Origin of the sequence: Streptomyces sp. NPDC056452 (assembly GCF_042796085.1) — a bacterium.
Taxonomy (GTDB): Bacteria; Actinomycetota; Actinomycetes; order Streptomycetales; family Streptomycetaceae; genus Streptomyces.
This window is the reverse complement of the sequence record NZ_JBHTRI010000011.1, coordinates 73,204-91,870: the sequence shown is the minus strand read 5'-3', so window position 1 is coordinate 91,870 and position 18,667 is coordinate 73,204. Positions and strand designations below refer to the sequence as shown.

17 protein-coding genes and 1 tRNA gene are annotated in these 18,667 nt (G+C 69.9%); 8 read left to right on the top strand and 10 right to left on the bottom strand.

Translation table 11 applies throughout. From position 1 onward, the window contains the following. Nucleotides 1-41 precede the first annotated feature (41 nt). Entirely contained in the window at nucleotides 42-683 is a 642-nt protein-coding gene (locus tag ACFQ6X_RS13510) for a MerR family transcriptional regulator (RefSeq protein WP_383180833.1), read from the top strand. A gap of 4 nt (nucleotides 684-687) precedes the next feature. Here the strand turns inward: ACFQ6X_RS13510 and ACFQ6X_RS13505 are convergent, their stop codons facing one another. Next, entirely contained in the window at nucleotides 688-1,503 is an 816-nt protein-coding gene (locus ACFQ6X_RS13505; RefSeq protein WP_383180573.1) for an exodeoxyribonuclease III, read from the bottom strand. 49 nt (nucleotides 1,504-1,552) lie between these two features. Between ACFQ6X_RS13505 and ACFQ6X_RS13500 the strand changes: the two genes are divergently transcribed. Then, entirely contained in the window at nucleotides 1,553-2,041 is a 489-nt protein-coding gene (locus ACFQ6X_RS13500) for a GNAT family N-acetyltransferase (RefSeq protein ID WP_383180569.1), read from the top strand. Here ACFQ6X_RS13500 and ACFQ6X_RS13495 read toward each other — a convergent pair. Then, nucleotides 2,038-2,823 carry an SAM-dependent methyltransferase gene (locus ACFQ6X_RS13495; RefSeq protein WP_383180566.1) on the bottom strand — a complete coding sequence of 262 codons (786 nt, stop codon included), beginning with the start codon at nucleotides 2,821-2,823 and terminating at the stop codon, nucleotides 2,038-2,040. The two genes, ACFQ6X_RS13500 and ACFQ6X_RS13495, sit on opposite strands and share 4 nt — an antisense overlap. Nucleotides 2,824-3,399: 576 nt before the next feature. On the opposite strand from ACFQ6X_RS13495, the gene ACFQ6X_RS13490 reads away from it, so the two are divergent. Next, nucleotides 3,400-4,632, top strand: a complete 1,233-nt coding sequence (locus ACFQ6X_RS13490; protein ID WP_383180563.1) for a hypothetical protein — start codon at nucleotides 3,400-3,402, stop codon at nucleotides 4,630-4,632. Nucleotides 4,633-4,717: 85 nt separating this feature from the next. Here the strand turns inward: ACFQ6X_RS13490 and ACFQ6X_RS13485 are convergent. From ACFQ6X_RS13485 to galU, 7 genes are all read right to left on the bottom strand, one after another. Next, nucleotides 4,718-4,791, bottom strand: a tRNA-Ala gene (locus tag ACFQ6X_RS13485). Nucleotides 4,792-4,878: 87 nt separating this feature from the next. Beyond that, a complete protein-coding gene (gene glpR, locus ACFQ6X_RS13480; protein ID WP_383180560.1) occupies nucleotides 4,879-6,039 on the bottom strand; it encodes a gephyrin-like molybdotransferase receptor GlpR in 1,161 nt (386 codons plus the stop codon). A gap of 124 nt (nucleotides 6,040-6,163) precedes the next feature. After that, nucleotides 6,164-6,784 carry a GNAT family N-acetyltransferase gene (locus tag ACFQ6X_RS13475; protein WP_383180558.1) on the bottom strand — a complete coding sequence of 207 codons (621 nt, stop codon included), beginning with the start codon at nucleotides 6,782-6,784 and terminating at the stop codon, nucleotides 6,164-6,166. Between the two features lie 17 nt (nucleotides 6,785-6,801). Then, complete coding sequence (locus ACFQ6X_RS13470; protein WP_383180554.1) at nucleotides 6,802-7,356, bottom strand: molybdenum cofactor biosynthesis protein B; 555 nt, start codon at nucleotides 7,354-7,356, stop codon at nucleotides 6,802-6,804. After that, complete coding sequence (moaC, locus tag ACFQ6X_RS13465; RefSeq protein ID WP_383180551.1) at nucleotides 7,353-7,853, bottom strand: cyclic pyranopterin monophosphate synthase MoaC; 501 nt, start codon at nucleotides 7,851-7,853, stop codon at nucleotides 7,353-7,355. Before moaC ends, ACFQ6X_RS13470 begins: the two co-directional genes overlap by 4 nt. A gap of 131 nt (nucleotides 7,854-7,984) precedes the next feature. After that, nucleotides 7,985-9,295, bottom strand: a complete 1,311-nt coding sequence (gene glp / locus ACFQ6X_RS13460; protein WP_383180548.1) for a gephyrin-like molybdotransferase Glp — start codon at nucleotides 9,293-9,295, stop codon at nucleotides 7,985-7,987. 5 nt (nucleotides 9,296-9,300) lie between these two features. Then, nucleotides 9,301-10,203: a UTP--glucose-1-phosphate uridylyltransferase GalU gene (gene galU, locus ACFQ6X_RS13455; RefSeq protein ID WP_383180545.1), complete on the bottom strand. Its 903-nt coding sequence runs from the start codon at nucleotides 10,201-10,203 to the stop codon at nucleotides 9,301-9,303. Between the two features lie 92 nt (nucleotides 10,204-10,295). On the opposite strand from galU, the gene ACFQ6X_RS13450 reads away from it, so the two are divergent. Further along, nucleotides 10,296-10,889, top strand: a complete 594-nt coding sequence (locus ACFQ6X_RS13450) for a 5-formyltetrahydrofolate cyclo-ligase (RefSeq protein ID WP_383180542.1) — start codon at nucleotides 10,296-10,298, stop codon at nucleotides 10,887-10,889. 38 nt (nucleotides 10,890-10,927) lie between these two features. Here ACFQ6X_RS13450 and ACFQ6X_RS13445 read toward each other — a convergent pair whose 3' ends face one another. Continuing rightward, nucleotides 10,928-13,672, bottom strand: coding sequence for a penicillin acylase family protein (locus tag ACFQ6X_RS13445; protein WP_383180539.1), 2,745 nt, complete (start codon nucleotides 13,670-13,672; stop codon nucleotides 10,928-10,930). A 215-nt stretch (nucleotides 13,673-13,887) separates the two neighbouring features. Here ACFQ6X_RS13445 and ACFQ6X_RS13440 point away from each other — a divergent pair, with 215 nt between their 5' ends. The 4 genes from ACFQ6X_RS13440 to ACFQ6X_RS13425 all read left to right on the top strand — a co-directional run bounded on the left by ACFQ6X_RS13440 (nucleotide 13,888) and on the right by ACFQ6X_RS13425 (nucleotide 18,453). Next, nucleotides 13,888-15,483, top strand: coding sequence for a potassium/proton antiporter (locus tag ACFQ6X_RS13440; protein WP_383180830.1), 1,596 nt, complete (start codon nucleotides 13,888-13,890; stop codon nucleotides 15,481-15,483). A gap of 340 nt (nucleotides 15,484-15,823) precedes the next feature. After that, complete coding sequence (locus tag ACFQ6X_RS13435) at nucleotides 15,824-17,104, top strand: MFS transporter (protein WP_383180536.1); 1,281 nt, start codon at nucleotides 15,824-15,826, stop codon at nucleotides 17,102-17,104. Between the two features lie 66 nt (nucleotides 17,105-17,170). Next, complete coding sequence (locus ACFQ6X_RS13430; RefSeq protein WP_383180534.1) at nucleotides 17,171-17,515, top strand: FmdB family zinc ribbon protein; 345 nt, start codon at nucleotides 17,171-17,173, stop codon at nucleotides 17,513-17,515. A gap of 89 nt (nucleotides 17,516-17,604) precedes the next feature. After that, on the top strand, nucleotides 17,605-18,453 hold the full coding sequence (locus ACFQ6X_RS13425) for an S-methyl-5'-thioadenosine phosphorylase (protein WP_383180531.1): 849 nt from the start codon (nucleotides 17,605-17,607) through the stop codon (nucleotides 18,451-18,453). Nucleotides 18,454-18,667: the final 214 nt, after the last annotated feature.

Genomic DNA, 18,667 nt, shown 5'->3' with positions numbered 1-18,667 from the left:
GTGCGGGTGTGGCTGAAGGACGCGAGCACCGCGAATACCGCATGGACGAGCTGGCCAAGGAGGCCGGTATCACCGTGCGCACCCTGCGTTTCTACCGTGAGCGGGGGCTGATCCAGCCGCCCCGCCGCGAGGGCCGTATCGCCTGGTACGACGACCATCACCTCGCCCGCCTGCGCACCATCACGGGCCTGCTGGAACGCGGCCACACCCTCAACGGCATCGCCGACCTCGCCACCACCTTCGACAGCGGCCGCGATGTCGCCGAGGTGCTGGGCCTGGGCGAGCCGACCGAGGAGACCCCGGTCCGGCTCTCTCCCGAGCAGCTCGCCGACTACTTCAGCGACGAGGCCACGGCGGAGAATCTCGCCGCGGCCCTGGACCTCGGCTACCTCGCCACGGACGGCGACGAGATCGTGCACATGAGCCGCCGCCTGCTGGAGGCCTCGTCGGAGCTCGTACGGGAGGGAGTGCCGCTCTCCGCGGTGCTCTCCTCCGGCCGCCTGGTCCGCGAGCATGCCGACGCGCTCGCCGACCTCTTCGTCCGGGTCATGAACACCCATGCCGCGGGCACCGAACCGGACCGGATGCGCAGCCTCGCCCACGCGGTCGTGGACGCCGAACTGTCCATGGCACTGGACCGGCGGCTGCGCAGCGAGGGCGGCTCCGGCACTCCGGAGAAGTGAACGGCTACCGCTCGTAGGTGACCGTCACCGGCGCATGGTCGCTCCACCGCTCGCCGTGCGTGGCCGCCCGCTCCACCCAGGCCTTCACCGCGCGGGCCGCGAGGCCGCCGGTCGCGACCTGGTAGTCGATGCGCCAGCCCGCGTCGTTGTCGAACGCCCGCCCACGGTAGGACCACCAGGAGTAGGGCCCCTCCTCGTCCGGGTGCATCGCCCGGACCACGTCCACGTACGCGGCCTCCTCGAACACCCGGGTCAGCCACTCCCGCTCCTCGGGGAGGAAGCCCGAGTTCTTCTTGTTCGACTTCCAGTTCTTGAGGTCGGCCTCACGGTGGGCGATGTTCCAGTCGCCGCACACGACCACCTCGCGCCCCTCGGCGGCCGCCCGCACCTTGAGGCCCTTCAGATAGGGCAGGAAGGCCGCCATGAAGCGCTCCTTCTCGTCCTGCTTCTCCGTACCGACGTCACCGGACGGCAGATACAGGCTCGCGACCGTCACACCCGGCAGGTCCACCTCGACGTAACGGCCGCTGCCGTCGAACTCCTCGCTCCCGGGGTCCCCGAAGCCGCCGAACCCGGTCTGGACGCGCTCCGGGGCGTGCCGCGTGTAGATGGACACACCGGCGCGCCCCTTGGCCGCGGCCGGGGCGTGCACGGTGTGCCAGCCCTCGGGGTCGCGTACCTCTTCGGGCAGTTGCTGCGGTTCGGCCCGGACCTCCTGGAGGCAGATCACGTCGGCCTCCGTCTGCGCCAGCCACTCGACGAAGCCCTTCTTCGCGGCAGCGCGGAGCCCATTCACATTCACACTGGTTACGGTGAGCATCCCGGCACAGTACCGATACCCGCTAGTGCATACCTGTACCATGACTCGCATGAATATCCAGCCTCGGCCTTTCGACCACCCCGACGCCGTCAAACTCAACGACCTGGTGCAGCTCGAATACGCCGAGCGCTACGGAGATGGGGGCGACATCACACCGCTCGACGCCACCATGTTCGATCCGCCGCGCGGACTGTACCTGCTCGCCTACGACGATCAGGACAGGCCTCTCGCCACCGGCGGCTGGCGCTCTCAGGAGCGGAACGCCGAGGGCTACTCCGACGGCGACGCCGAGATCAAGCGGATGTTCGTGATAGCCGAAGGCCGCGGCAACGGCCTGGCCCGACGGATCCTCGCCGCCCTGGAGGCCGACGCACAGGCCGCCGGCCGCACCCGCATGGTCCTGGAGACCGGCGACAAGCAGCAGGAGGCGATCGCCCTGTACATCTCCAGCGGCTACACACCCTGCTCGAAGTTCGGCCACTACCGGACGTACGAGAGCAGTATCTGCATGGCGAAACCGCTGCGGCAGCCTTCCTAGGGAACCCGCGCCACACCCACGTAGAAGCCGCTCCGCTCGTACACCGGCGCGGGCTGCTCCCGATACCACTCGGTCGCCGAGACCAGCCCTGGCTCCACGAGGTTCAGCCCCTCGAAGAAGGGCTCGACCTCGCCGCGCGTCCGCATCCGCAACGAGATCTCGCCCTTGCGGTACGCGGACTCGGTCTCCTGCCGGAGCTCCGGGTGCTGATCGGCCGTCCCGTGCGAGAGGACCAGGTAACTCCCTGACGGCAGCGCGCCCACCAGGGTCCTGGTGATGCCGTACGGGTCCTGGTCGTCGGGCAGGAAGTGCATCAGCGCGATGAGGGACAGCGCGACGGGGCGACCGAAGTCCAGCACCTCACCCGCGCGTTCGAGGATCGCCCCCGGCTGCCGCACATCCGCGTGGATGTACTCGGTCGCCCCCTCGGGCCTGCCGACCATGAGCGCTTCCGCGTGACGCAGCACGATGGGGTCGTTGTCGGCGTAGACGACCCGGGCCCGAGGAGTGACGGCCTGGACGATCTGGTGCAGATTCGGGGAGGTGGGTATCCCGGTGCCGATGTCCAGGAACTGGTCGATGCCCTGCTGGGCCAGCCAGCCGGAAGCACGGTGCATGAAGGCCCGGTTCCGCGCCGCATTGGCCCGCGCCTCCGCAGGCAGTTTCTCCCCGACCGCCTGGTCGACGGGATAGTTGTCCTTGCCGCCCAGGAGCCAGTCGTAGACGCGCGCCGGATGGGGCTTGCTGGTGTCGATCCGAGAGCTGGGCATACCGGCTGTCACAGGACGCTCCTCCGTACGGAATCGCGGATACGTGCGCTTGACCCGAACACCGGACAACCGTCAACTGCGGCCGCCGGACGGCCAGGTGAGCAGGAAACACCCTAGGCGACCCGGTCGTCCCGTGGCGGCCCTCTCCGGTCCGCGTCAGATCCATGGTCCGGTCGGTGCGCCAAGTGGTCCCGCCGTCGCAGGAGAACGCATGCTCCCACCGGGCGGTGCCAGGGGTGGAACGGGGCCACTCGCATCGCGCACCTTCACGGCATGGCCGCCCAGGACGGCCTCGCAGAAGAACTGCCCCGGCCGTGACAACTGGGGGCTCGACGGCTCCTCTGTTGCCCAGTGGTGACACCGTGACGATGGTTCAGCGACCGTGCGTGCCCGATGATGAGCGCACACCGCAGGGCCGCCGGGGGGATGCACAATCCGACGGGAAGCGGGAGTCCGGCACTTCATTCCGCGGGATCGGCGCTCTGCCGACTCCTTGCACTTCTGCGCACCACATCGCACCGCCATGCCATCAAGGGTCCGCTGTCCCGTGTCAGTGCGCCCTCGACGATTCCTGGGGGGAATCCACCCATGCTCGCTCTCGCCCGCTCCGCCGCCGTCGTCGCCACCGCCGCGATCGCCGGTACCGCCCTCGTCCCCTTCATCGCCCACGCCGAGAGCCGGCCGCTGCTGCGCGTCGAGCTGGGAACGCCCGCCTCCAGCGGGCCCCTCACCCGGGGCGGCGCCACCGAGACCTTCGAGCTGACCGTGGAGAACCCCGGTACCACGGCGCGCCAGTACCACCCGTGGCTGCTCCTCGACGAGGCCGGCCCGAGCCCGCTCCAGACCGCTGACATCACCTACCGCGTCGAGCCCGTGAACGCGCCCGCGACCGCCGTACTCGTCGGCCACCAGGACGGCGGCTGGCAGGGCATGTTCCACCCGGCCTCCGGAAACGCCGGCGACGGCTTCCAGGTCCCGGCCGGCTCCAAGCTGACGTGGAAGGTCACCATCGGCCTCACCACGTCGTACCCAACGATCAACGGCGGCTTCGAGCTGACGGCCGGCAGCGTCCAGCCCGAGCTGGAGCGGGCCGACACCCTGACCTTCGACGTGGCCCCGAACAACGAGCCCGGCACGTTCCGCACCTGGATGGACAGGACCGGCGGCTGCGCGGGTCTCCCCGAGACCCGATGCCAGGGCCTGGACCTGCACTACAAGGTGGGCGGCCACGGCACGTTCAACCACGCCGTCCGCAACCAGCTGATCGCCTCCTACGGCGACAGCAAGGTGCGGAACGCGGGCCTCGTCGTGGAGGCGAAGGTGGACGGCGGCTGGAAGGTCATGAAGGGTGACGACTTCTTCGCGACCCTTCCGACGATCCAGAAGGGCTTCGGCGTGGACTCGGGCGAGCGCGTGGTGCCGCTGCGGATCAAGCTGGCCGCCGACACCGCGGTCACCGGCCCCACGCCGATCACCCTGCGGACCGAGACCCTCCTGGACGCCGGGAACAACTACCCCTTCGCGGGTACCACCGACACGAAGATCACGCTCGGCCCGGTGAAGGCCACCCCCGCACCCACCACGACCCCGTCCACCACGCCGTCGACGACGCCTTCCGCCACTCCGTCGGTGACGCCCTCCACCAGCAGCTCCGCCGCCGCGCCGGTCCCGTCCGCGTCGACGCCGACGGCCGCCACCGGCTCCCTCGCCACCACCGGCTCCGACTCCACGACGTCGCTGTACGCCGCCCTGACGGCCGCCGCTCTCGTGGCCCTCGGCTCCCTGGCCTGGTTCATCACGCGCCGCAGCGCCCAGCGCTGACGGTCGGCAAGCCCCCGCCTGACCGCTGCTGCACGACGCCAAAGAGCCCCTACCGGGTTTCCCCGGTAGGGGCTCTGAGCTGCGGTGGACCTGTGGGGATTTGAACCCCAGACCCCCTCGATGCGAACGAGGTGCGCTACCAGACTGCGCCACAGGCCCTTGCAACGAGTGAAACTTTAGCACCCCCACCGGGGTGCTCGGAAATCCGTATGCCGCAGGTCAGCCGAGTCGGCGTCGCCACCGGTCTCACTCGTTGGCCGCACGGGGCCGGTCCCCGTCGTCGTACTGGTCGAAGAGAGGCGTCCGGCCCCGGTCGCGGGTGCGGCGGGGCTGGTTGGCGCGTCGGCGCGGCGCCGGGTCCGCCGCGGGCTCGGCGGGGTGCGCCGTGCCCGTCTGGGTGGGCTCCGCCGTGCTGGAGCGGGCCGCGCTCCACGTGTCCGGGTCGCCAACCTCCACACCGCCCGTGGCGCGCGGGGCCACCGGGGCGGTGACATAGGTCGGGAGAGGCACCGGGACCGGCTCCCAGCTGTCGCCCTGGGCCGGCCCGCGTTCGCGCTGCTGGTCCACCCACTCCGCGTGGTCCGTCTGCTCGACGAGGGCGCGGCGGCCCGCCTCCTGCGGGGAGACCGTGGGGGCGGGTACGGGGTGGGAGTCGCGCCCTTCGGGCTCCTCGTCGGGCTCGGCGGGAGCCGTTGTCGCGGGCTGGTGCCTGCGGGGACGGTTCTCGCGGAGCCGCTGCGCGGCCACCTCGGCCAGCCGACGGTCCATGGTGAAGGCGAACCGGCGCCGCTCCTGGGCACGCAGATGCACGATGTACGTGCTCAGCAGCACGGCCGGGACGGCGGGCGCCCACAGGAAGCGGAGTCCGCCGACCGCCGCGACGATCGCGCCGAGCGTGAACGCCAGGAACAGGACGATGGTCGTACGCCGGCGGCGCGCCAGCACCTTGGAGCGCCGGGCCCGCCGCTCGCGCTCGGCTTCCGCACTCGACGTACGCGCGCGCTGTACGGGCGCGGACCGCGCCGCCTGCGCGCGCGGGCGCTCCGGGGCAGGACGCTCGCGCACCGGGTCGTGCAACCGGGCTTCCGTGTGCGCCGGGGGCGCGGAAAAGGCCCGGACGTCCACGGAACCCAATCGGTCCGTGGCGGCATCCGGGTCGACGTCGCCGGGCGCCTCCTCGGCATCGCGCTCCCGCAGCTCCTTGGCGTACCGGCGCTCCATCGCCGCCCGTCCGGACAGCAGCCGGATGGCGGTGCTGAAGCGTTCCGTCGGACGGGCCTCATTGAGCTCGTCCTGCCTGCGGAGCCACATCGGCACCAAGTAGGCGGCCCAGGCCCCGACAATGACTGCGTAGATGAGGCCGCTGCTGCTCACGCTCACACCGTAGAGGGGTTTGCACGGCGGCATCCGCCAATTGGCCCGGTGTGTCGCCCGATCCGGCTGATATCACGGACTTTTTTTGCGATTGTTCAGATCAGCAGTCGACGCGAGTGGGTTCGTTAGCGCTCAGAGAGCGATCAATTTCGAACACTTATTTCATTTCCCCGGGAGTGTGTGGCGTCGTCGGCCGCACTCTGCGCCAACGCCGGAGCATCCCGTCAGGGACTTCTTCCGCGGTGAGGGCAAAGATCAGATGGTCCCGCCACGCACCGTCGATGTGGAGATAGCGGGGACGCAGCCCTTCCTCACGGAATCCGAGCTTTTCCACGACTCTCCGGCTGGGGCCGTTCTCGGGCCGAATGCAGACCTCGATCCGGTGCAGACCGACGTTGCGGAAACAGTGGTCGACGGCGAGCGCCACCGCGGTCGGCATGACACCGCGGCCCGCCACACCCCGGTCCACCCAGTAGCCGACATGGCCCGAGCACATCGATCCCCAGGTGATCCCGGCCACCGTCAACTGCCCGACGAGACGCCCTTCGTACTCGATGGCGAAGGGCAGCATCCGGCCCGCGTTCGCCTCGGAGCGCAGATGGCGGATCATCTGGCGGTAGGTGGGGCGCTGGGCCATCGGGGCGCCGGGCGCGGGCGGCGGGACGGTCGCCTCCCAGGGGCGCAGCCAGTCACGGTTGCGCCGGTTGACCTCACGCCACATGCGCTGGTCACGCAGCTTTATCGGGCGCAGGGTGATCTCGCCGTCGGTCAGGATCACCGGCCAGGTCGGGACGTTCAGCTCGAGCTCCCCGGTCGGGGGTGATCGCCGCCGCGCACCTGGTCGACGGCGTGCACCAGAAGCCTGTTCAGGACGGCGAGGCCGTCGCGCACCCCGCCCGTGGAGCCGGGGAGGTTCACGATGAGGGTGCCTCCCGCGATACCTGCGAGGCCGCGCGAGAGCGCGGCCGTGGGGACCATGTCCCGGCCTTCGGCACGGATCGCCTCGGCGATGCCCGGGATCTCGCGTTCGATGACGCGCCGGGTGGCCTCCGGCGTCCGGTCGGTGGGCGAGATGCCCGTACCACCGGTGGTGAGGATGACGTCGTAGCCGGCTGCCGCGCCGGCCCGCAGTGCCGCCTCGACGGGGTCGCCGTCCGGAACGACCTGGGGGCCGTCGACGGCGAATCCGAGACCGGTGAGCGCCTCGGCGATGACCGGGCCTCCCTTGTCGGCGTAGACCCCTGCCGATGCGCGGTTGGACGCGGTCACGACGAGCGCGGTGTAGGGGCCGCCGGACGGGTCCGATGCGGGCGGGACGGTGCCCGAGGGGTCGTTGTCGGGCGCGGTCATGCGTCCGCCCCCTCCGGCGCGGGGCGGCGGTAGTCGCCGGACTTGCCGCCCGACTTCGCCTCCACCCGGATGTCCGTGATCACCGCGCTCTTGTCGACCGCCTTGATCATGTCGATCACCGTGAGCGCGGCGACCGAGACGGCGGTAAGTGCCTCCATCTCGACCCCTGTGCGGTCGGTGGTCTTCACGGTGGCGAGGATCTCCACGGCGTCGTCCGTGACGCTCAGATCGACCTTCACACCGGAGACGGCGAGGGGATGACAGAGCGGGATCAGGTCCGGGGTGCGCTTGGCCCCCATGATTCCGGCGATCCGCGCGGTCGCGAGCGCGTCGCCCTTGGGGACGCCCTCACCCCGGAGGAGCTCGATCACACGCGGCGACACGAGGACCCGGCCGCTGGCCCGGGCGATGCGCGCCGTGACGTCCTTCTCCGACACATCGACCATGCGGGCCGCGCCCGCCTCGTCGATGTGCGTCAGCCTGTTCTGCGTACTCAACTCACTCCGCCTAGCGGTAGGGCGCCGGTTGCCCGCTCGGCCCGCACACACACGTGCGGGCGGGCCGGGGGTCCGGGGGGCTTCCCCCGGTAAGGCACAGCGCCAGATACCGTACCGCCACCGCGCGGAAGTCAGCGGAGGAGGATCACCTCGGTCTCCGCGCCGGGCTCCGCGGAGGTGACGTCCTCGGGCAGCACGATCAGCGCGTCCGCCTGGGCGAGCGCGGCGATCAGGTGCGATCCGGAACCGCCGACGGGGGTGACGGTGCCCGCCTCGGAGTCGTACGTACCCCGCAGGAACTGCCGCTTGCCGGACGGCGAGGCGAGCGCCTTGTCCGTGCTCAGCACGGCGCGGACCGTCGGGCGGCGGACATCCTTCAGCCCCATCAGGGTCCGGATCGCCGGCCGTACGAACAACTCGAAGGAGACGTACGAGGAGACGGGGTTGCCGGGCAGCGCCAGCAGCGGGGTGTGGTCGCGGCCGATCGAGCCGAAGCCCTGCGGCTTGCCCGGCTGCATGGCCAGCTTGCGGAAGTCGATGCCGCTGCCCGGGTCGTCCTCGTCCCCGACGGAGGACAGGGCTTCCTTGACCACGTCGTACGCGCCGACGCTCACGCCACCGGTGGTGACGACGATGTCCGCGCGGATCAGCTGGTCCTCGATCGTGGCGCGCAGCGTCTCCGCGTCGTCGGCGACCGCGGGCACCCGGTAGGCGATGGCCCCGGCGTCCCGTGCCGCTGCTGTCAGCGCGAAGCTGTTGGAGTCGTAGATCCGGCCGCCGGTCAGCTCCTCGCCTGGCTGCACCAGCTCGCTGCCGGTGGAGAGCACGACGACGCGCGGGCGGGGCCGCACCTTCACCGTCGAGCGGCCGATGGCGGCGAGCAGCCCGATCTGCGGCGGTCCGACGACCGATCCCGCGCGCAGGGCCAGATCTCCCGGCTGGACGTCGCTGCCCCGGGCCCGGACGTGGGCGCGGGCCTCGACGGGGCGGTGGACACGGACCTCACCGCTCGCCCCTTCCGGGGCGTCGCTGTGGGCGCGCATGGACTCGGCCGGTCCGCCGCCCGTACCCCCGTCGGTCCACTCGACCGGGACGACCGCGTCGGCGCCCGCGGGCAGCGGGGCGCCGGTCATGATGCGGGCCGCCTCGCCGGGAGCCACCGACCGGCCGTCGGCGAGTCCGCCGTCGCCCGCCGCGACATCGCCGATCACGGTCAGGACGGCGGGGAACTCCTCGCTGGCGCCCTCGACATCGGAGACCCGGACGGCATATCCGTCCATCGAGCTGTTGTCGAAGGGCGGCAGGGCAACCTCGACCATGACGTCCTCGACCAGGACACAGCCCTGCGCGTCGGCCAGCTGCAGCTCGATGGGCTCCAACGGCCTCACCGCGGCAAGGATGTCGTCCAGGTGCTCGTCCACCGACCAGATCGTGGTGCTCAAGCTGTCTACAACTCCTCGTTGACGTAACTGCGCAGCCAGGTCCGGAAGTCCGGGCCCAGGTCTTCACGTTCGCACGCGAGTCTGACAATGGCACGCAGGTAGTCGCCGCGGTCACCGGTGTCATAGCGGCGGCCCTTGAAGACGACGCCGTGCACCGGGCCGCCGGTCTTCTCGTCCTCGGCCAGCAGCTGCAGTGCGTCGGTGAGCTGGATCTCGCCCCCGCGTCCGGGCTCGGTGTGACGGAGTATGTCGAAGATCGCGGGGTCCAGGACATAGCGGCCGATGATGGCGAGGTTGCTGGGCGCGTCGGCCTGGTCGGGCTTCTCGACCAGGCCGGTGATCCGTACGACGTCGCCGTCGGCGGTGGCCTCGGTGGCCGCGCAGCCGTACATGTGGATCTGCGACGGGTCGACCTCCATCAGCGCGATGACGCTGCCGCCCTCGCGCTCCTGGATCTCGACCATCCGGGCGAGCAGCGGGTCGCGCGGGTCGATCAGGTCGTCGCCGAGGAGGACCGCGAACGGCTGGTCACCGACGTGCGGCGCGGCGCACAGGACCGCGTGGCCGAGGCCGCGCGGGTCGCCCTGGCGGACGTAGTGCATGGTGGCCAGGTCGCTGGACTCCTGGACCTTGGAGAGCCGTTCGGCGTCTCCCTTGCGGGTCAGCGCGGACTCCAGCTCGTAATTCCGGTCGAAGTGGTCCTCCAGAGGACGCTTGTTCCGACCGGTGATCATCAGGACGTCGGAGAGGCCTGCTCCGACCGCCTCTTCGACGACATACTGGATGGCGGGCTTGTCGACGACAGGCAGCATCTCTTTGGGAGTGGCCTTGGTGGCCGGCAGGAACCGGGTGCCGAGACCTGCAGCCGGAATGACAGCTTTGCTGATCCTGGGGCGCGACTGAGTCATATGCAGACTCTAACGGGTGCGTATGGGCGGAAGATGAGCGTCCGGTTAACTTCGTACTCATACAACCCCATACGAGAATTATGCGAGTACCCGTGAACCACGACATGTCCGGAAAGGCGCCCCTGCGGCGCGAACTGCTCGCCGCGCGAAGGCTCCTGACCTCTCAGGACGTCGAAAACGCTGCCGCGGTTCTGTCCTCGGCCGCACTCGTTCTACCGGAACTCGACGGAGCCCGTACCGTCGCCGCCTATGTGTCCGTGGGGCGTGAACCCGGAACCCGCCCGCTCCTGGACGCACTGCGTGCGCGGAACGTACGGGTGCTGCTGCCGGTGCTCATGGCCGACAACGACCTGGACTGGGCGGCGTACGAGGGCGCTGAACACCTCCTGCCCGCGGGCCGGGGGCTGCTGGAGCCCGACGGAGCGCGCCTGGGGCCGGCCGCGGTCCTCGACGCCGACGTGGTCCTGCTCCCCGGACTCGCGGTGGACCGGCGCGGGATGCGGCTGGGCCGGGGCGGCGGCAGCTACGACCGGGTACTGGCCCGGCTGGCCGCGGCCGGAGCCCACCCCGCCCTCGTCGTCCTGCTGTACGACGACGAGGTGGTCGCGCAGGTTCCGGAGGAACCGCACGACCACCCCGTGGATGCCGTGATCACGCCGGCCGGAGCGCGGCGCTTCACCGCCTAGGCCGTCCTGGGCGCTGCCCGGGCTTCCCCGGGCGCCGCCTAGGGTTTCTTGAGCGTCAGCGTGTCGACCGTGGACTGCCCGACCGCGTTGCTGCTGAAGGACCAGTCGAGCAGTTCTCCGTCGACCCACTTGTCGGTCTGATCGGTGTAGTGCGCGCTGAACGCGTGCCCGGAGGCGCCGGTCAGGTTGATCCAGCGGGACTTGTCCCAGTCCCCCACGTTGACGACCATCCGCATCGACGGGACCCAGATGACGTCGTAGCCGCCCGCCGCGTTCCAGCCGGTGGCGTTGACCGCGGCCTCGCCGCCGCCGAGGTGCCAGGGACCCCGGTTGAGGGCCCGCTGCAGAAGGCCGGGGCCCTCGGTGCCGAGCGTCTGGTTGCGCAGGGTCAGCTGGTGCAGCCGGCCCCAGCTCCAGGTGGTGATGTCCTTGCCGAGCTCGGCCGTCAGCTCCCAGCGGGCGTCTTCCATGGCCCGGGCGAAGAGCTGGTCACGGCCGTCGATCGCCTCTTCACGGCCCCTGACCGGAGCCTTCCACCACTCGTTGTCCTTGTCCTCGAGGATGGACTCGACGACCTCGTACCAGCGGTCGCCGCCGTCCGGCTGGGCGGCGTCCGGGGCGCGCTGACCGCATTCCCGTACGAGCCTGTCCTGCTCGTCCACCGGACCGGTGCCGGAGGCGGGCGGCACGTTGAGGCAGTCACCCTCGGCTCGGAGCTCCTTGGGGAGCTTGTTGCCGAAGGCCAGCTTGAGGATGTTGCGCCAGACGCCGTTGAAGTAGGCGGCGGCCGCCGAGTCGGGCTCCTGGGAGTAGTCCCAGTTCTCCAGCAGCTTCTGCGCCTCGCGGACGTTCTTGTCAGAGATGTTGATCTTCAGCAGTTCGGGCACCAGCTTCGCGGCGATCACGCTCTGGTTGTCCATCTGCATCTTCTGCATGTCGTCGGTCGAGATCTTCCCGCCGCCCTTGGTCTTCGACTCGATGAGGTCGTTGATCCGCTGGCTGCGGGCGCCGTAGCCCCAGTCCTTGGTGAGCAGGTGGGGGTACTTCTCGTCGATGACGGCCTGGTTGGCGGTGACGATGTAGCCGCGCTCCGGGTTGTACTCGTACGGCAGCTCGTCGAAGGGAACAGGCTCCTTCTTCCAGCCGTAGTCCGAGGTCCAGCCGGGGGTGGGCAGCCTGCCGTCGCCATTGATCCGCACCGGGATCGTCCCGGGGGCCTGGTAGCCGATGTTGCCCTTGGTGTCCGCATAGATGAGGTTCTGCGAGGGCACCTCGAAGTGCTTGGCCGCCGCCCGGAAGGACGTGAAGTCCTTGGCCCGGTTGAGCTCGAAGACCGCGTCCATGGACCTGCCGGCAGACAGCGCGGTCCACTTCAGGGCGACCACGTAGCCATCGGCGCGGTCGGGTGCGTCGTTGGTGACGGGCGCCTTCTTGCCGACCTTCTCCAGCTCACTGCTGCGGTCGGAGACCACGGGGCCGTTGTTCGTCTCGCGCACGGTGATCTGCCGGCTGCGGCCGCCGGCGACCTTGATGGTCTCCTCACGGGTGACGAAGGGCTCGGTCTTGCCGTCGTACTGGTAGCCCTCGCCCGAGACCTTCTCCAGGAAGAGGTCGGTGACGTCCGCGCCGAGGTTGGTGAAGCCCCAGGCGATGTCCGCGTTGTGGCCGATGATCACACCGGGCATCCCGGAGAACGTGTAACCGGCGGTGTCGTACTGGCAGGTCTCCGAAGGCACTCGGCAGTGCAGCCCCATCTGGTACCAGAGCGAGGGAAGTTGCGGCGCCAGGTGCGGATCGTTGGCCAGCAGCGGCTTGCCGGTCGTCGTGTACTCGCCGGAGACGACCCATGAGTTCGAGCCGATGCCGCTGCCGTTGGGGCCGAGCAGCGCCGGGATCTCGTCGAGGGTCTCGGAGAGCGCGGAGAGCTGGGTGTTCAGGCCCGCGGTGGCGCCCTCGGGGGTGTTCGAACCGATGTTGTCCGAGGGCTCGGCCTCCGGGTCGAACTTGCCGGTGACCGGGGAGACGGCGCCCTGCCGGACGATCGGCTTGTTCTTCGCGTACGGGTAGTCCGGGTAGAGATCCTCGATCTGCTTCTCGCTGAGCCTGCTGGTCATCAGCGAGCGGTCGATCTCGTCCTGCATGTTGCCGCGCAGGTCCCAGGCCATCGCCTTCAGCCAGGCGACCGAGTCGACCGGGGTCCACTCGGTGGGCTTGTAGTCGTTGGTCAGGCCGAGGGCGGCGTACTCGACGGAGATGTCCTCGCCGTCCTTGCCGTCCAGATACGCGTTCACCCCCTCCGCGTACGCCTGGAGGTTCTTCTTGGTGTCCTCGTCCAGCTTGGTGTCGTACTCCTCCTGCGCGACCTTGCGCCAGCCCAGCGTGCGCAGGAAGGAGTCGGTCTCGACCTGGCCGGAGCCGAACATCTCGGAGAGCCGCCCGGACGTCATATGACGGCGGACGTCCATCTCCCAGAAGCGGTCCTGGGCCTGGACGAAGCCCTGGGCACGGAAGAGGTCGCTGTCGGAGTCCGCGTAGATCTGCGGGATCCCGTAGCTGTCGCGTTTGACGTCGACGTTGCCGGTAAGACCCTTGAGCTCGATCGAACCGGTCGTCTGCGGGTACGAGGCCCGAACCGTGGAAACGGACCAGAACGCGCCGTAACCGACACCCGCGACAAGCGCCAGCACCAGGACGATCACGAACAGGCGGGCGCGTCGCCCCTTCTTCCTGCCGGGCTTCTTCGCATCGGAAGAACCGGAAGAGGCGGTTGTGTTGGCGGGCATCGCTGTCCTTCGAGGGGCAGGGTGGTCCTGGGAGTGCAGGAGCAACCATAGGCGCCCCGCCGAAGCCACTCGGACGCGGTATGGGGATGCATCCATTTGCGCACTGCTCGTACGAACACTCGAAGCGTCAAGAAAACGTTAAAGATTAGGTAAGGTAACGAAGTACTGGCCCCCGGAGGTCGATCCGGAGGGCGTACGCAGGGAAGGAACGGACCCTGACTGTCCACGATCTCAACGAACTTCTGCTCGTCTGCTCGCTCGTCCTGCTGGTCGCTGTCGCGGCCGTACGCATTTCGTCCCGCAGCGGGCTTCCCAGCCTGCTCCTGTACCTCGGCATCGGGATCGCCATGGGGCAGGACGGCATCTTCGACGTCAAGTTCGACAACGCCGAGCTGACCCAGGTGATCGGCTACGCCGCGCTGGTCGTCATCCTGGCCGAGGGCGGACTGGGCACGAAGTGGAAAGAAGTCAAACCCGCGTTGCCGGCAGCGGCCATGCTGTCGACCGTCGGGGTGGGCATCAGCGTGGGCGTCACCGCGAGCGCGGCACACTATCTCGTCGGCCTGGACTGGCGACAGGCACTGATCATCGGTGCGGTCGTCTCCTCCACCGACGCGGCGGCAGTCTTCTCCGTCCTGCGCAAGGTCCCGCTCCCGTCGCGGATAACAGGCGTACTGGAGGCCGAGTCCGGCTTCAACGACGCCCCCGTGGTCATCCTGGTGGTCGCGTTCTCCACGGTCGGCCCCGTGGAGCACTGGTACGTGCTGGTGGGCGAAATAGCCCTGGAGCTGACCATCGGCGCGGCCATCGGCCTGGCGGTGGGCTGGCTCGGCGCCTTCGGACTGCGTCACGTGGCGCTGCCCGCGTCCGGCCTCTACCCGATCGCCGTGATGGCCATCGCGGTGTCCGCGTACGCGGCGGGCGCCATGGCTCACGGCAGCGGATTCCTGGCCGTCTACCTCGCCGCCATGGTCCTCGGCAACTCCAAGCTGCCGCACTGGCCGGCCACCCGGGGCTTCGCCGACGGGCTCGGCTGGCTGGCGCAGATCGGCATGTTCGTCCTGCTCGGCCTGCTGGTCACCCCGCACGACCTGGGCGACGACTTCTGGCCTGCCGTGGTCGTGGGGCTGGTGCTCACCGTGATCGCGAGGCCCTTGTCCGTCTTCATCAGCCTGGCGCCCTTCCGGCTGCCACGGCGCGAGAAGGCCCTGATGTCCTGGGCCGGGCTGCGCGGTGCCGTGCCCATCATCCTGGCGACCATTCCCATGGTGTCCGGGATCGAGGGCAGCACCAAGGTCTTCAACATCGTCTTCGTCCTCGTCATCGTCTACACCCTGATCCAGGGCCCGACCCTGCCCTGGCTCGCGAAGGCCCTGAAGATCGGCGAGGATCCGTCCGAGGCCGCCGACCTGGGCATCGAGTCGGCGCCCCTGGAGCGACTGCGGGGACATCTGCTGTCCGTCGCGATCCCGGGGAAGTCGAAGATGCACGGCGTGGAGGTCGGCGAGCTGCGGCTGCCCGCCGGGGCGGCCGTCACCCTCGTCGTACGGGACAGGAAGAGCTTCGTGCCCGCGCCGTCCACGGTGCTGCGGCGCGGGGACGAGCTGCTCGTGGTGGCGACCGACCCGGTACGCGACGCGGCGGAAGCACGACTGCGGGCGGTCGGCGAAGGCGGCAAGCTGGCCGGCTGGCTGGGCGCGGGCGGCCCCCGGGACAACGGGTCCGCGGGGACGGAGGTGCCGCACGTGGTGAAGCTGGCGAAGAAGCTGGGCAGGGCCGGCAGGCACGGGGACACACGGACGCGCCACTGATCGGAGGTGGTGACGCATACCTCGTGTGCAATCGCAGGCATATTCGGACTACCGCCTGTAAGATGAAGGATTGCTACCGAAGATCCACCTGATTTAATCTAGATCGACCACATTGATCGACCAGTCTTGATCGACCACCTCTGTCTGATGCAGAGCTGGCGCGACCGTATGGCGGTCGTGGCGTCCTTTTCGCCTCCTTGTCATCCCTGGAGCGAGCGCCCGGCATCTACCGCAGTTCCGCGCGAAGAGGACAGCTCTCGGCAGCTCCCGCACGAGCCGCGCACCCTGGGTGCAGCGGCGCCCGGGAGCACGGCTACCAGGCGGCAGAAAGGCAAGGACCGTGGCATCCACGGTCTCCGACCGCCCCGGTTACGGGCAGTTGCTGCGCACCCCTGGTGCGTGGACCTTCCTCCTCCCGGGCTTCGCAGCCCGGCAGCCCTTCGCGATGCTGACCATCGGCATCGTGCTGCTGGTTCAGCACACCACCGGTTCGTACGGCAGCGCGGGCGCTGTCGCCGCCGTCTCCGGTGTCTCGATGGCCCTGTTCGCACCGCAGAGCGGCAGGCTCGCCGACCGCTTCGGCCAGCGCGCCGTGCTCCTGCCCGGCGTGCTGGTGCACTCGCTGTCCGTCGGCGTCCTCACCGGGCTCGCCCTGGCGCACGCACCCCTGTGGGTGCTGTTCCTGGCGGCCGTGCCCACCGGAGCCTCCATCCCGCAGATCGGGCCGATGGTCCGGGCCCGCTGGGCCGCCCGGCTCGGGGCCGCCCCGGGGCGGCCCGCGTCCCCCCTGATGTCGACCGCCGCCGCCTTCGAGTCCGTGACGGACGAGTTCACCTTCGTCGTCGGCCCCGTCCTCGCGACGGCGCTGTGCACCGGCGTGCACCCGGCGGCCGGGCTGATCGCCGAAGCCGCACTGACACTGATCGGCGGAGTTCTCTTCGCCGCCCAGCGCTCCACCCAGCCCGCCCCCCGCAGCGCCGCGACGGCTGCCGAGCCGCACCGCTCCGCACTGTCCGTACCTGGGGTCCGGGTCCTCGCCATCACCTTCCTGGGGATCGGCGCCGTCTTCGGCGGAATGCAGGTCTCGCTGACCGCGTTCTCCGAGGAGATCGGCAGGCCGGGAGTGAACGGACTGCTGTACGGCGTCTTCGCGGCCGGCAACATGCTGGCCGGGATCGCCTGCGGGGCCATCGCCTGGAAGAGCAGCCCGCGTCGCCGGCTGATCGTCGGCTACGTGGCGCTGACCCTGACCGCTTCCGGGCTCTGGGCGGTGCACTCCGTGCCGCTGCTGGCCGGTCTCGGGCTGCTGGTGGGCCTGTGCATCGCTCCGGCGCTGATCAGCGGGTACACGCTGGTCGAGGCGCTGGTGCCGGCATCGGCCAGGACCGAGGCCTTCACCTGGCTGACGGGCGCTGTGGCGCTCGGCCAGGCGGCCGCCGTCACGGTGGCCGGACAGCTTGCGGACTCCCACGGCGCGAGCACCGGTTTCGTGGTGCCGCTGCTGGGAACGGCGCTGGCGCTGGCAACCCTGCTGGCCCTGCGCTCACGGCTGACACCGCGGTACCGGGGACGGACGGTGGCACGTGGGATCGGTCACCGCGAGCCGGTCACGGTGGACTGATCGCTCGGAATACGTCAGTATGGAACGTCGTTAGCACTCACTGAGTGAGAGTGCCAGGAGGAGCAAGTGCCGACCTATCAGTACCAGTGCACCGAGTGCGGCGAGGGCCTCGAGGCGGTGCAGAAGTTCACCGATGATGCCCTGACCGTGTGCCCGAACTGCGAGGGACGCCTGAAGAAGGTGTTCTCGGCGGTCGGCATCGTCTTCAAGGGATCCGGTTTCTACCGGAACGACAGCCGCGGCTCCTCGTCGAGCAGCACGCCGGCGACGTCGCCCGCGAAGGCATCCGGTTCCGCGTCCGCCACGTCGACGTCCTCTTCGGGGTCGTCGGGTTCGGACTCGAAGCCCGCCGCGTCAAGTTCCTCGACGTCCGCGTCCTCGTCGTCGTCGAGCGGCACCTCGGCCGCCTGAGGCCGCACACGTACACCACACGCTTCACCAGGACCCCGCTGATCGACTCGGCGGGGTCCCGGTCGTGTTCGCCCGGTTAGTGTGACCGCATGGTGAACGCAGAAACGGGTACAGCGGATATCGGTGTCATCGGCGGATCGGGCTTCTACTCCTTCATCGAGGACGTGACCGAGGTCCAGGTGGACACCCCGTACGGGGCTCCGAGCGACTCCCTCTTCCTGGGCGAGATCGCGGGCCGCCGGGTGGCGTTCCTCCCGCGTCACGGACGCGGCCACCACCTCCCGCCGCACCGCATCAACTACCGCGCCAACCTCTGGGCCCTGCGTTCCGTCGGCGTACGCCAGGTGCTCGGCCCGTGCGCCGTCGGCGGGCTGCGCCCGGAGTACGGGCCGGGGACCCTGCTCGTACCGGACCAGCTGGTGGACCGTACGAAGGCCCGCACGCAGACGTACTACGACGGAGAGACCCGGGCGGACGGAGCCCAGCCGAACGTGGTGCATCTCGGCTTCGCCGACCCGTACTGCCCCCATGGACGCCAGGCAGCGCTCGCAGCCGCACGGGGGCGCGACTGGGAGCCGGTGGACGGCGGGACCCTCGTCGTCGTGGAGGGACCGCGCTTCTCGACCCGAGCGGAATCACGCTGGCATGCGGCGATGGGCTGGTCGGTGGTCGGGATGACCGGGCATCCGGAAGCGGTGCTCGCCCGTGAACTGGGTCTCTGCTACACGACGCTGACACTGGTGACGGACCTCGACGCGGGGGCCGAGGCCGGCGAGGGCGTCAGCCACGCGGAGGTGCTCAAGGTGTTCTCCTCCAACGTCGACCGGCTGCGGTCGGTGCTGTTCGACGCGGTGGCCGCGCTGCCCGCGAACAGGGAGCGCGACTGCGCGTGCGTGCACGCGCTGGACGGAATCGACACAGGAATCGACCTGCCTTAACCCGCGAGGCTCGCAAGCGGTGCCCGACCGAGCAGCAACAGCCTGTACGGACGGCCGACCGAGCAGGACCAACTCGTGCGGGTGCCCGAGTTATCCACAACGTGGGGGCTGTCCACAGGCCCCGGCGGGAATCCCGTGAAGGGTGGATCGTGAGGGGAGTCCGGCGGCGATGCCCGCCGGACTCCCCTCACGTCTTGGATCTCCTTCACGGCAG

Bases quoted from the DNA above. Each gene is read 5' to 3' on its own strand.
- glpR (WP_383180560.1), bottom strand. From the start codon at position 6,039: ATGCCGCCGTGCAAACCCCTCTACGGTGTGAGCGTGAGCAGCAGCGGC.
- ACFQ6X_RS13470 (WP_383180554.1), bottom strand. From the start codon at position 7,356: ATGACCGCGCCCGACAACGACCCCTCGGGCACCGTCCCGCCCGCATCG.
- ACFQ6X_RS13510 (WP_383180833.1), top strand. From the start codon at position 42: ATGGACGAGCTGGCCAAGGAGGCCGGTATCACCGTGCGCACCCTGCGT.
- ACFQ6X_RS13425 (WP_383180531.1), top strand. From the start codon at position 17,605: ATGGTGAACGCAGAAACGGGTACAGCGGATATCGGTGTCATCGGCGGA.
- ACFQ6X_RS13445 (WP_383180539.1), bottom strand. From the start codon at position 13,672: ATGCCCGCCAACACAACCGCCTCTTCCGGTTCTTCCGATGCGAAGAAG.
- ACFQ6X_RS13490 (WP_383180563.1), top strand. From the start codon at position 3,400: ATGCTCGCTCTCGCCCGCTCCGCCGCCGTCGTCGCCACCGCCGCGATC.
- galU (WP_383180545.1), bottom strand. From the start codon at position 10,203: ATGACTCAGTCGCGCCCCAGGATCAGCAAAGCTGTCATTCCGGCTGCA.
- ACFQ6X_RS13505 (WP_383180573.1), bottom strand. From the start codon at position 1,503: ATGCTCACCGTAACCAGTGTGAATGTGAATGGGCTCCGCGCTGCCGCG.
- ACFQ6X_RS13500 (WP_383180569.1), top strand. From the start codon at position 1,553: ATGAATATCCAGCCTCGGCCTTTCGACCACCCCGACGCCGTCAAACTC.